The following is a 12,710-nucleotide window of genomic DNA, read 5'->3' as shown; positions in this document are numbered from 1 at the left end:
CGGTGAGGAACCCCGCGATGGCCGAACGACCCGTCAACCATCTGTTCGGTCTCGTGCGCAGCCATGCCCCGGCCGAGCCGGGCGCCAAGGTCTTCATCGAGACGCCGGACGGCGCGCGTTACACCTATGCCGACCTGGTCGCCCGGTCGGGCGCCTACGCGAACGCTCTCCAGGCCCTCGGGGTGAAGCCCGGCGACCGGGTCGCGGCGCAGGTCGAGAAGAGCGCCGAGGTCATCTTCCTCTATCTCGGTGCAGTGCGGGCGGGCGCGGTCTTCCTGCCGCTCAACACCGCCTATACCGCGCCCGAGATCGCCTACTTCCTCGGCGACGCGGAGCCGGCCCTGTTCGTCTGCGACCCGGCCCGCGAGGCCGACCTGTCGGCGGTGGCCGCGCAGGCCGGCGTGAAGCAGGTCCGCAGCCTCGATGCGGCCGGCCACGGCAGCATGGCGCAGGCCGCCGACGCGGCGAGCCCCGACTTCGCCGACGTGCCGCGCGGGCCCGACAACCTCGCCGCCATCCTCTACACCTCGGGCACGACCGGGCGCTCCAAGGGCGCCATGCTGAGCCACGACAACCTCGCCTCGAACGCGCTGACGCTGGCGCAGTACTGGCACTTCACCGAACGCGACGTGCTCATCCACGCCCTGCCGGTGTTCCACACCCATGGCCTGTTCGTGGCTACCAACATCGTGCTCGCCACCGGCGGCACGATGCTGTTCCTGCCCCGGTTGGACGCGAAAAAAATCCTGGAGTTGATGCCGCGGGCCACCGCGATGATGGGGGTGCCGACCTTCTACACCCGCCTCCTGAAGGAGCCCGGCCTCACCCGCGAGGCGGCGGCGCATATGCGCTTGTTCGTCTCGGGCTCAGCGCCGCTTCTGGCCGAGACGCACCGCGAATGGCAGCAGCGCACCGGCCACGCCATCCTCGAACGCTACGGCATGACCGAGACCAACATGAACACCTCGAACCCCTACGAGGGGGCGCGGCGGGCCGGCACGGTCGGCTTCCCGCTGCCGGGGGTGACCTTGCGGGTGGTCGATCCCGAGACCGGGGCACCGCTCGGCCCCGAGGAGGTCGGGATGATCGAGGTCAAGGGCCCGAACGTGTTCCAGGGCTACTGGCGCATGCCGGAAAAGACTGCCGCCGAGCTGAAGGTCGACGGGTTCTTTATCACCGGTGATCTCGGCAAGATCGACCGCGACGGCTACGTCCACATCGTCGGCCGCGGCAAGGACCTCATCATCACCGGCGGCTACAACGTCTACCCCAAAGAGATCGAGACTGAGATCGACGAGTTGCCGGGCGTCGTCGAATCCGCGGTGATCGGCCTCCCCCATCCCGATTTCGGTGAGGGCGTGACCGCCGTGGTCGTGCCGGGCGAGGGCGCGCCCGACGAGGCCGCGGTTCTCGCGGCGCTGGAGGGACGGCTGGCCAAGTACAAGTGTCCCAAGCGCGTGCTCTTCGCATCGGAACTGCCCCGCAACGCCATGGGCAAGGTGCAAAAAAATCTTTTGCGCGAGACGCACGCCGACCTCTATCGCGGCTGAGGGCGCATCGACGGATGGCTCGGCGGCCGGCGGATCCACCCTCTCGCGAAAGGGTCTCCATTGGCCTGTTCCCGAACCGGAATGCCGACCCCTTCCGGGCGCTGGCGCTCTCATTCCTGTGATGCGATGCTTCGCTGTGCGGGTGATAAGAGCGGGCCATAGGGTTCCGGGAGGTTGAGCCGTCCCGGTGGCAGCGAGCCGCTGCGCGCCCATGGTGTGTGTTGTTCAAACCGCGGAGTTTCGTTCGAACGTGACCAGCAGTACCGAGCAGGACCGGATCGATGCCGAGCTGGTCCGCGTCTCCGACAGCTCCGATCCGTTCGCCGCCGCCGTCAAGGCGACGCGGATGCCGATGCTCATCACCGACCCGCACCGGCCCGACAACCCGATCATCTTCGTCAACGACGCCTTCATCAAGCTCACCGGCTACGGCCGCGACGAGATCCTCGGGCGCAATTGCCGCTTCCTGCAGGGGCAGGAGACCGACCCCCGCGACGTGGCGCGCATCCGCGACTCCATCGAGCGGCGGGTGCCGGTCGAACTCGAGCTGCTCAATCACAAGAAGAGCGGCGAGGTGTTCTGGAACCGCCTGCTGATCTCGCCGGTCTTCAACGACGAGGGGCAGCTCACCTATTTCTTCGCCTCGCAGTTCGACGTGACTTTGGAGCGCGACCGCATGGTCCGGCTCCAGCGCGACCGCGACGCCCTGGAACAAGAGGTCGAGCGCCGCAACGACGATCTCACCCGCAGCGAGCACCGCCTCGAATTCATGCTCGCCGCCGGCCGGCTCGGCGCCTGGACCCTCGACCTCGCCGAGCGCCGGCTCGTCGCCTCGGACCTGTGCAAGCTGAATTTCGGCCGACCGCTCGGCGAGCCTTTCTCCTACGATGACCTCGTCGAGGCCGTGGTGCCGGAGGATCGCGAGCGGATGCAGGCGGCGATGAAGGCCGCCATCGACCGCCGCAGCGATTACGACGTCGAGCACCGCGTCTCGGCGCCCTGCGGCGAGGTCCGCTGGGTGCAGCTGCGCGGCCGGGCCTATTACCGGGCCGACGGGGCACCGCTCTCCATGGCCGGCATCTCGCTCGACGTGACCGAGCGCAAGCGGGCCGACGAGCAGCGCGCCCTGCTCGCCGCCGAGATGAAGCACCGGGTGAAGAACTCCATCGCCACGGTCCAGTCCATCGCCCACCAGACCCTGCGCAACGCCGCCTCGCTCGACGATGCCCGCCGGACGCTCGACGCGCGCCTCAATTCGCTCGCCACCGCCCACGACATCCTCACCTCGGAGGCCACCGACGGCGCGACCCTCGCCGAAGCGGTGGAGAGCGCCCTGCAACCGTTCCGCGTCACCCCGCGCAACCGCATTCGCTTCGGCGGCCCGGAGGTGCGCCTTACGGCCCGCCTGACGCTGGCCGTGGTGATGGCGCTGCACGAACTCGCCACCAATGCGGTGAAATACGGCGGCCTCTCGAACGAGTCCGGTCGGGTGATCCTCAACTGGGAGGTCGAGGGACCGGTGTCCAAGCGCCTGTCGCTGCGCTGGGAGGAGCTCGACGGTCCGCCCGTGGAGAAGCCGTCTCGCGTCGGCTTCGGTACGCGGATGATCGAGCGGGTGCTGGCCGCCGAGTTCGGCGGTGAGGCCAAGATCGACTACCGCACCCACGGCCTCGTCCTCACGCTTGAGGCACCGCTGCCGGAGCGCGAGGGCGGTTGACGGCTTTTCGAAGACGCCCGCCGCAGGCCTCGCGCGCCATCACCTTCTCTCCTCTGGATTTTTCCACGGGATGCCGCGTGGTTGGAGGGAACGGCCAAGCCTGATCCGGGGTTGAACCGCGTCTCACCCAAGGTGCGCGCCCGAATCGCGCGTGCCCGACCCCGCGAGCCATGCCGTCCTCCCCTCAGATCCCGCCCCGCCTGCCTGCGGAGAGCACGGCCTCCGTGCTCTGGACCCTGATGATGGGGGCGGCTCTGGTCGCGCTCGCTGCCGCGCCCCGGCGCCGGCCCGACGACGCGCCGCCGGAGCCTCCCGAGGCGAAGGAGCCCAATGGCGGCGCCCATTCCCACGAGGGCCGCGCGGCCCGATGGGTGGCGGCGACGCAGGCCGACCGCGGGCGCGCCGCCGACCATCCCGGCGAGATCCCGTCCCCCGGCTGGTGGGACATCGCCACGCGGGTCTACCTGGAGTTCAACAAGGACCGGGTGCTCTCGGTGGCGGCGGGCGTCACCTTCTACACCCTGCTCTCGCTGTTTCCGGCCATCGCCGCGCTCGTCACCTGCTACGGGCTCGTGGCCGACGTGAACACGATCAACGTCCACCTCGCCACGCTGCACGGCGTGCTGCCCGAGAGCGCCATCGAGATCATCGGCGAGCAGGTCAAGCGCATCGCCACCAAGGACAGTAGCGCACTCGGTTTCACCTTCTTCACCAGCCTGACGCTGTCGCTGTGGAGCGCCAACGCCGCCATGAAGGCGATGTTCGATGCGCTCAACGTGGTCTACGAGGAGGAGGAGAAGCGCAACTTCTTCTGGCTTAATGTCCGCTCGCTCACCTTCACCGCGGGCGCGCTGCTGTTCATCATCCTGGCGCTGATGTCGATCGTCGTGCTGCCGGTGGTGTTCAACTTCCTCGGCCTCGGCGACGGGGCCCGCCTCATCGCCATGGCGCGCTGGCCGGCGCTGCTCCTCGTCCTGCTCGGCGGGCTTGCCGTGCTCTACCGCTACGGCCCGAGCCGCGAGCGGGCGCGCTGGCGCTGGGTCGGCGCGGGCAGCGTGGTGGCCGGCCTGCTTTGGCTCATCGCCTCGATCCTGTTCTCTTGGTACGTCGCCAATTTCGGCAACTACAACGAGACTTACGGCTCGCTCGGCGCCGTGATCGGCTTCATGACCTGGATCTGGATCTCGGCGACGATCGTGCTGCTCGGGGGCGAGATCAATGCCGAGATCGAGCATCAGACCGCCCGCGACTCGACCACGAGCCCGCAGAAACCGCTGGGGCAGCGCGGCGCGCGCATGGCCGACACGGTGGGCGCGGCGGCCTGAGCCGCGGACAAGGCATCACCGGTGCATCATCCGATCTTGCGCGCGCGGGTCGCACTCGTGACAAGCGATGCCCGGCACCATTTTGCCGAACGAGAAACGAACCGAGGAACGCGACCATGGCCGGATCCGATCTGATCGGGACTGATCCCGAGATCCGCACCGAGGCGGAGTGGCGCGCGGCGCTGACGCCTGAACAATATCACGTGCTGCGCGAGCACGGCACCGAGCGGGCCGGCACGAGCGGCCTCAACGCCGAGAAGCGCCCCGGCACCTTCTCCTGCGCCGGATGCGGTGCCCCACTGTTCGAGAGCGGCACCAAGTACGAGTCGGGCAGCGGCTGGCCGAGCTTCTTCGCGCCGCTCGAGGGCGCGGTCGAGACGCAGGTCGACCGCAGTCATTGGATGACCCGCACCGAGGTGCATTGCGCCCGCTGCAAGGGCCATCTCGGTCACGTCTTCGAGGATGGCCCGGCCCCGACGGGCCTGCGCTACTGCATGAACGGCGTCGCGCTCGGCTTCGAGCCGGAGGGTTGAGCCCGTCGAAATCCATGGGCTTCGCCCCATGAATTCCACGCCTTTTCCGCCTCCAGGCTTGCCGCGTGGTTGTTTCGGGCTCAACACTTCGCCATGAAGGTCCGTGTGAAGAAGAGGTTAACGCCCCGGTCTTCGCGGGCCGCCCGTGGCCGAGCCGGTGGGCGGCTGCCGATCCTCACCCGGATCGGCGCCCCGAAGACCGAGCGTCCGGGCTGGTCCCGGACCGGTGCATGCCGACCCGCGGAGGGAAGTGAATGAGTGTCGTTCGCCGGTTTCTCGTGGCGCCCTCTCTGGTCCGCCTCCTGCGGAAGGAGCGGGGCGGGTCCCGTGTCACGGAGGGCTACTTCGCGCCGCAGGCCGGGCGCACCTCGTTCGTGCGCCTGCAGGGCACCAACTGCTTCCTCGTGCTGATGACCGGCGCCGAGGGCGCGATGGCCGAGGAGCGCACGGAGGTGCCGCGCGCTCATGGCGACGCCCTTCTCGACGTTTGCCAGGGGCGGGCCGTCTACGAGCGCACCACGGTGTCCCTCGGCGGCTCGGTCGAGGCGCTGGTCGACCGCTACGTGCGCCCGTCCGGCCTCGACATCGTCAGCCTCGTCTTCCCCGACGCCGCCGCGGCCCAGAACTTCACGCCGCCGGTCTGGTTCGGTGCCGAGGTGACGACGGACAAGGCCTATGACGGTCAGTCTATCGCGCTGACCGGTGTGCCGAGCCCGGGCGACATCCCCCTCAGCAACGCCGCCCTCGATGCGGTGCTGGACCTGATCGAGCCGCGCTTCGGCTCGAACCGTCAGTCCTTCGCTCCGTCGAAGCCGGTGTCGCCGCCGCGGGACTCCTCGACCCCACCCCGCTCATTCGAGGCGCCGCGGCATCCCCCGATTCCTGAGGCACTCCTCGCCGCGGCCGTGGCGGAGCCGGCAACGCCCGCCGAGGCCAAGGCGGAGGAGCAGCCACAGGCCGCCGAGGAGCCTCTCCCGGCGGCGGCAGCGGAGTCTCCTCCGGAAGAGCTCAAGGTCGAGGAAGCTCCGACCGAGGCCCCCCGGGCCGACGAGCCTGTATCCGAGCCTGCGCCGTCAGCCGAGGAGCCGCCACCCCCCGAGGCGGCCGAGGCGGCCAAGCCTGAGGAGGCTCAGGCCCCGGCCGAGGCGACCGAGGCCCAGAAGCCCGCGTCGGAATCTGGGGAGCGGCTGGCGCCGGATGCGCGCATCGACGACGTGATCGAGAGCCTCTCGAAGGCGCTCGGCGCCGCGATCCGCAACCCGCAGGAGCCGGGTCGCGACGAGGAAGTGACCGAGGCGTTCGAGCGCTGGCAGGTCCGTCCCCGGCGCACGCAGCAGACCTGACCGTCCGCGACACGTGAGAATCGACGAGACTGAGGAAAGCCGGCTTCCGCGAGGGAGCCGGCTTACTCGTGTCGGATCGTCATTGTGAGGCCAAATCGAAGCCATCCAGGGCGCAGTCCTGTCCGGAGACGGCTCGCCCCGGATCGCTTGGCTGCTGCTCGCGCTGACGGCGTGAGGGGTGAATGACCGAGCCGCCGCCAGCACCACTCCACGGCCCCACAGCCGATCTCTGGGGATGGCGCCTCGACCCGTCGGAACCGGGATGGGCTACGCTTCGTTGGCTGGCATCCGGTCGCGATCCGCTTCGTGCGGGGCACGGGTAAGTCCACACAACAAATGAGGAATCTCTGCCATGAGACGTCTCGCCATCGCCGCCGCGGGGCTGATGCTCTGCCTCCTGCCGATCGTCGGTGAGGCCCAGGCCCAGGGGATTCCGGGCGGCATGCGCCGCGGCGCGGCCGAGGGCGACCGCGTCGCCGGGCCGATCGGCGGGATCGTGGGCGGCGCCGTCGGCGGCGCGGTGGGCGGCGTCAACGGCGTGCTCGGGATCGATCCGGGCCGGCGCGCCTACCGCACTCGCATGCGCTCGCACCGCCACGACTATCGTAGCCGCCATCACCGCCGCGATCATCGCGGCCATCGCTACCGCTGAGGCGGGGTTCCATCGCGCGGGGGAGGGGCGTCCCTCCGCCGCGCGTGCCGGCGCATGAAGGCATCCTCGGCGAGCAACGCGAGGCCGGAGGCGACGATGATCCCTGCGCCCAGCATCGTCCAGAGGCTCGGCACGTCGCCGAACAGCAGGTATCCCAGCAGCACCGACCACAGGATCTGCGTGTAGAGGAAGGGCGCGAGCAGGCTCGCCGGTGCCCGCGCGTGGGCCAGCACCAGCAGCCAGTGCCCGATCGTTCCGAACAGCCCGACCGCGATCAGCAGACCCCAGACCCGGCCCGAATCCGGCGCCGTCCAGATCCATGGCAGGAGCGGGCTCATCACCGCAAGGCCGCCGAGGCCGGTGTAGAACACCGTGGTGGCGGTCGAGTCGTGGGCCGCGAGCTTGCGCGTCACGATTACGTAGACCGCGTAGCAGAGCATCGCGCCGAGGCTGAGCAGGATCGCCGGCTTGGCCACCAGCGCGTCCGGTCGTACGATCACGAGGACGCCCACGAACCCGGTCGCCACCGCCGCGAGCCGCATCCGCGACGACCATTCGCCGAGCAGCGGCCCGGCGAGCAACGCCACGGCGAGCGGCGCGGCGAACTGGATCGAGATCGTCTCGGCGAGCTGGAGCGAGCGCAGGGCTAGGAAATTGCAGGCGGTCGAGCCGAACAGGAGCAGTGAGCGAAGGATCTGCAGCGGCAGACGGCGCGAGCGGGCCACGCCTGGCCGGGTCACCGGATTGAGGAAGGCCGTCACCAGCGCGACGTTGACGGCGTAGCGCATGAAGGTGGTGAGGAGCGGATCGACGCCGGTGCCGGCCAGTACCTTGCCCGTGGCGTCGAGGCTGGCGAAGAACACCGGCGCGACGCACATCAACGCAATGCCGACGAGGCGCCGCGGATCGCGGGCGATCGATGCTCCCGGCTCGCCGGCCTGTCTCGCGGACACGTCCCCCTCCCGGTCTTGCGGCTCCTGTCCGGATCGAGGCCGTAGACCATGCCGGAGGCCAGTGCATCCCGGCTCCGATGCGGGTCTCCTGCCCGATGGGAAGAGCCTCACGTCCCGTACGGTTTCCGGTTGATCCCTTCGCTCCGGCCTCCCGTCATCCCAGGGCCGGTCAGCGCAAGCCGAGATCCAGCCGCGATGCGACGCTGGGACATGATGCCGAGGCCATCCGTGGGTTGCACGTTCCCGGCGCCCGGGAATGAGGGCGGCCGGCGTCGAACCGACGCGATCAACCGGAAACAATATGATCGGGAAACGGGCTTGCGGCGCTCACGTCCAGCCTCTTTTGGAGGATCGGCCGGCTCGTGCGCGATCGATCCGGGACCAAACGGGAATCGAGCGTGGCCGTTCAGCCGCGCCCGGTCACGCTTGCGCGACCGGGCCGTCGAGGGGGGCAAGGCGAGGCTCGGGCGCCAGCGCCGCCGAGGGGCCGAGCCGACGGGGCCGGGCGAGGCGCCGGGCGAGGTCGGGCAGATCGAGCGGGGCTTCGCTCTCCGCCGTCTGGCCGAACACCGTTCGGTCGAGGGCGGCGAGGTCGCGCGCTAGATCCGGCTCACTGCGCCAGAGCGCGGCGAGATCCGGCTGCGCTTGCGCGGCTCGGCCGAGCGCGGCCCGGAACGCCGCCGCGTCGCCCGCGGCCGCGGCGAGGCGCAGGCGACGGGCCTGTCCGCGGTCGAGGCGCAGGCGGGCAGAACCGGTGCGGAAGCCGATCAGCGCGAGCCCCAGCCCGAAGGCGGCGAGCGCCGCCGCCGCCAAGGCCGGCCACGAGGCGGGGGCGGCGGGTTTGAGGTCCTCCTCCCGGTCGGCGAGACCGCCGCCGATCTGGCGGGCGGGAATCTCGGCCTCGCGCTGAGTGCGGGTGAGCGTGTCGAACCAGGGGATCTTGATCGCGTCGAGCGGGATCACCTCGGACACGCCCTTCTTGATGTCCCACTGGTAGGTCGCCCGCGCCACCGGGCCCGACGGCGTGATGAGGGTCTCGCGCTTCACCGGGCCGGCGAAGGTGATGATCCCGCGGGTGCGCATCACGGGACGCGGCGGCAGCCCCTCGGCGAGCATGCCTTGCGCTTCGAGGGTCACGATCCGGCGCGCGGTGTCGCCCTTGTTCAGTGTCTCCGGGTCAGGATCCCAGGAATCGGTGATCGACACGTCCCGCGCCGGCAGCCACCACGGCTCCGGCGCATCGGGGCCGCCGCCCGCTCCGGTCCAGGCTGCCACGGGAAACGGCACGGGTTCTGAGCGGACGTCGATCTGCTTGCGCTCGCCGCCATCATTGATGGTGAGGCGGTGGATGAACGGGTCGATGGTGAAGGTTCCCGTGTGCTGGGGGAAGACCGCGATGGTGCGCTCGAACTCCAGCGCCATCTGCCCGTCGGGCAGCCGCGTGCGGCCCCAATGATCGCGGCCGAGCTGCGTCCAGGAGAAGTTGACCAGCGCCGGCTGGCGCATCTCCTCCAGCAGGATCTGCGTCCGGTAGACGCCGCGCAGGCGCAGCAGCACCATCTCGCGGGCATAGGGCTGCGCGCCGCCGGGGAGATCGGGCGTCACCGTCAGGGTGAGGTCGCCGGGCTCGATCGCCTGGGCGGGGGTGACGACGGCCAGCAGGAGAAGGAACAGCGCTGCCAACACTCCCCTCTCCCGCAGAGAGGCGAGAGGATGCGCGCTGCGAATTGTGCCGGCTTTTACCACGGGTTGCTGCCTCCCGGGATGGCGGTGCCGGCTTCGATGCGCCGGGCCTGCTCGGCCTTGAGGCGCAGCTTCAGGAAGCGGCCGGGCTCGTCCGGCAGGGTCTGAAGCCAGAGCCGGTCAGGGTGGATCTCGTGCGCCTCGAAGCTCTTCGTCACCCGGCGCGCCTCGCGCTCCGGGGCGGCGGCGACCATGGCCGAGCCGGCGCCCTGGCGCCCGCGGCCGGCCGCGTCGCTCGCCGAGCCGCGAGCCTGACCCTTGCCGGAATCGATGGCCTGCTGCTCCGCCTTGCCGCGCCGCGCCACCGGGCTGGTGCCGGGAAGCGAGGCGGACGAACTCGCCTCCTTGTTGCCGGCCAGGCCCTCGCCGCTGGAGGTAGAGCGGATATCGTCGTCTTGGTCCTGGTTGGCGGTGTTGTTGTAGCGGGCGCCGTACTGCGCCGAGGCGTTGGCGATGCCGCCGCCCTTGCCGCGGTCGATCTCTTCCTCCAGCGCCTTCGCGATCAGCGAGCGGTTGGCCTGCGCGTCGGCGTCGCGCGGGTTGTAGGTCAGCGCCTCGTCGTAGGCGTCGAGCGCGCCCTTCAGGTCGCCGGAGCGGGCGAGCGCATTGCCGAGATTGTAGGCGCCGCGCTTCCCCTGCGCCCGGAACAGCGGGATCGCCTCGCCGTAATGCCCGGCCGTGTAGAGGGCAGCGGCACGCCATGCCGGCACATCGAACACACGGACCGCCGCGCCGGGGAGCCCGACCGCCATCAGGAAGCGGCCCAGCGTCGTGCGCGGCTCCGACACGAGCAGCAGACTAAGGATGCCGAGCCCTGCGAGCGTGAGGCCGGCGATGCGTGCGAGCTTGCGCCAGTGGCGCGGAAAAGCGATTGGCAGAGCCCGCCGCAGAGGCGTTGCGCCGGCGAAGAGTCGGGGCGGAGTGAGCGCCACCATCACGCGCTCCGTCGAAAGAGAAAGAACGCCGGCACCAGCGCCAGCAGCAGCAGCCAGCGGCCGAGATCGGCGAAGGCGAGCACGCCGTAACCGCCCGCCGCGAGGTGCTGCGCGGTCGAGGCGCCGACGCGGTCGAGCACCGCCTGGGGACCTTCGATATCGGCGGCGCGCCCACCGCCCGCCGTCGCGAGCCGGTCGAGGGCGGTCCGGTCGGGACGCGGCGCACCGGCCGGCAGCGCCTTGGCGGCCGGCACGAACAGGGCGTGGAGCTGCCAGCCCTTGTCGCGGATCGCGGCGGTCTCGCGCTCGGCGGCCTGCCCGATGCCGTCGCCGTCGGAGATCAGCACCACGTCGGCGGCGACGACGTTGGCCTCGGCGAGAGTCCGGCGGGCCAGCGCCAGCCCGCGTTCCGGGTGGCTGCCTCGGTCGGGGACGGTGTCGGCGTCCAGCGCGAACAGCGTGGTGGCCAGCGTCTCGCGGTCGTGGGTGGGCGAGAGAGCGGTGTAAGCGTCACCCGCATAGACGATCAGGGCCAGCGAGCGGGTGCCCGCGGCCTCCGCCACGGCCTGCGCCGCCTGCCGTGCCTCCTTGAAGCGCCCGCCCTCGGTGACCGAGCGGGAGAGGTCGAGCACGATCACCGTGGCGTCGAGGTTGCGGAAGGTCGCGGCTTCCGGGCGCTCGATCGCCGGCCCGGTGAGCGCGAGCGCCAGGATGCCCGCGGCGAGCGCGGCGGCGATATTGGCCTGCCGCCGCCCGCCGAGCAGGGCGCCGCTTCGGGCAAGCAGCGCCATCAGGTGGGGATCGATCGCCTTGTTCCAATCGCCCAGCGGCGCCGAGCGCCACGCGGCGCGCAGCGCCAGCACGGCCACGACGGGCAGCGCCAGAAACCAGAGCGGGCGCAGAAGGGTGAGGGATTCGATCATGCGATTCCCGCTCAGATCCGGCGCCGCGTCGCCAGCAGCCCGCAGGCGCAGAGGAAGGCCAGCGCCGCCGGCCACGGCCAGAGGTCGCGCCGCAGCGGCAGCGGCGGTGCCTTGGCGCGTCCGCCCTCCAGCTCGTCGATGGCGTTGGCGACCGCCTCCAGGTCGTCGGTGGTCTTCACCCGGAACGCCCGGCCGCCGCTGGTCTCGGCCATGGCCCGCAACGTCTCGACATCGACCACGTCCTGCTCGTTGTTGGGGTTGTCGGCCATGTCGATCGGTCCGAGCGCAATAGTGTAGACGCGCACGCCGAGGTCCTTGGCCAGAGCCGCCACGTCCTTGGGCGCGGTCTGGCCGGCATTGTTGGCGCCGTCGGAGAGCAGGATCACGACCTTGTCGCGGGACGGAGGCGGCCCGCTGCCGTCCGCGGCGGCGACCTGCGCCGGAGCGAGGCGCTTGAGGGCGAGGCCGAGCCCGTCGCCGATGCCGGTGGAGCGCCCAACGAGGCCGATGGTGGCCTCCTCCAGGGTGCGGGCGACGGTCGCCGTGTCGAAGGTGGGAGCGGCGGCGACGTAGGCCTGATCGGCGAATTCGACGAGGCCGATGCGGTCGCCGGCCCGGCGGCGGATGAACTCGGCGCCGACGCGCTTGACCGCAGCGAGGCGGCTCACCGTCTCGCCGTCGAGCGAGAAATCCTTGCGTTCCATGCTGCCCGACAGATCGAGGGCGAGCACGATCTCGCGGGCCGAGGCCGGCAGCGCGGTGGCGGGCAGGACGAAGCGGGGACCGGCCAGCGCGACCACGAGCGCAACCCAGAGCGTGCCGATGAGCCAGAGCCGCCGCCGTCCGCGGGCGGCGATGGACTCGGAGCGCTCGGCGCCGAGGACGAGCGAGGGCGGGACCCGCAGCGCACCGCTGCTGCCCTCGCGCTCCGGCGGGATCAGCCGGGCGGCGAGCGGCAGGGGCAGGAGCAGCAGCGCGAGCGGCGTCGCGAAGTCGAAGGCGGAGACGAGGGCCGTGAACCAGGCGGGCATTCGGG

The 12,710-nt window shown here is 70.9% G+C and carries 11 protein-coding genes; 6 read left to right on the top strand and 5 right to left on the bottom strand.

What is annotated here, in order from left to right:
• Positions 1-17 precede the first annotated feature (17 nt).
• From MFF24_RS14060 to MFF24_RS14035, 6 genes are all read left to right on the top strand, one after another.
• Positions 18-1,550, top strand: coding sequence for a malonate--CoA ligase (locus MFF24_RS14060; protein WP_238225032.1), 1,533 nt, complete (start codon positions 18-20; stop codon positions 1,548-1,550).
• 250 nt (positions 1,551-1,800) lie between these two features.
• Positions 1,801-3,267 (top strand): HWE histidine kinase domain-containing protein, encoded by a 1,467-nt coding sequence (locus tag MFF24_RS14055; protein ID WP_166058511.1) that lies wholly within the window; start codon positions 1,801-1,803, stop codon positions 3,265-3,267.
• 170 nt (positions 3,268-3,437) lie between these two features.
• Positions 3,438-4,592, top strand: coding sequence for a YihY/virulence factor BrkB family protein (locus MFF24_RS14050; RefSeq protein ID WP_238225031.1), 1,155 nt, complete (start codon positions 3,438-3,440; stop codon positions 4,590-4,592).
• 116 nt (positions 4,593-4,708) lie between these two features.
• Positions 4,709-5,125: a peptide-methionine (R)-S-oxide reductase MsrB gene (msrB, locus tag MFF24_RS14045; protein WP_166058509.1), complete on the top strand. Its 417-nt coding sequence runs from the start codon at positions 4,709-4,711 to the stop codon at positions 5,123-5,125.
• Between the two features lie 254 nt (positions 5,126-5,379).
• On the top strand, positions 5,380-6,468 hold the full coding sequence (locus tag MFF24_RS14040; protein ID WP_238225030.1) for a CYTH domain-containing protein: 1,089 nt from the start codon (positions 5,380-5,382) through the stop codon (positions 6,466-6,468).
• Between the two features lie 352 nt (positions 6,469-6,820).
• Positions 6,821-7,120, top strand: a complete 300-nt coding sequence (locus tag MFF24_RS14035) for a hypothetical protein (RefSeq protein ID WP_238225029.1) — start codon at positions 6,821-6,823, stop codon at positions 7,118-7,120.
• On the opposite strand, the gene MFF24_RS14030 is transcribed toward MFF24_RS14035, so the two are convergent.
• The 5 genes from MFF24_RS14030 to MFF24_RS14010 form a co-directional block, all read right to left on the bottom strand.
• Complete coding sequence (locus MFF24_RS14030; RefSeq protein WP_238225028.1) at positions 7,111-8,073, bottom strand: DMT family transporter; 963 nt, start codon at positions 8,071-8,073, stop codon at positions 7,111-7,113. The genes MFF24_RS14035 and MFF24_RS14030 overlap by 10 nt on opposite strands.
• Positions 8,074-8,493: 420 nt before the next feature.
• Entirely contained in the window at positions 8,494-9,756 is a 1,263-nt protein-coding gene (locus MFF24_RS14025) for a hypothetical protein (protein WP_238225027.1), read from the bottom strand.
• A gap of 56 nt (positions 9,757-9,812) precedes the next feature.
• Positions 9,813-10,751 carry a tetratricopeptide repeat protein gene (locus MFF24_RS14020; RefSeq protein WP_238225025.1) on the bottom strand — a complete coding sequence of 313 codons (939 nt, stop codon included), beginning with the start codon at positions 10,749-10,751 and terminating at the stop codon, positions 9,813-9,815.
• Positions 10,751-11,674, bottom strand: coding sequence for a VWA domain-containing protein (locus tag MFF24_RS14015; RefSeq protein WP_238225023.1), 924 nt, complete (start codon positions 11,672-11,674; stop codon positions 10,751-10,753). The genes MFF24_RS14020 and MFF24_RS14015 overlap by 1 nt, the downstream gene beginning before the upstream one ends.
• An 11-nt stretch (positions 11,675-11,685) precedes the next feature.
• Positions 11,686-12,705, bottom strand: a complete 1,020-nt coding sequence (locus MFF24_RS14010) for a VWA domain-containing protein (RefSeq protein WP_238225022.1) — start codon at positions 12,703-12,705, stop codon at positions 11,686-11,688.
• Positions 12,706-12,710: the final 5 nt, after the last annotated feature.

The organism is Methylorubrum aminovorans (assembly GCF_022179725.1).
Classification (GTDB): domain Bacteria; phylum Pseudomonadota; class Alphaproteobacteria; order Rhizobiales; family Beijerinckiaceae; genus Methylobacterium; species Methylobacterium aminovorans.
Note: the sequence above shows the minus strand (reverse complement) of the source record. Positions and strands in the feature narration are given on the sequence as shown.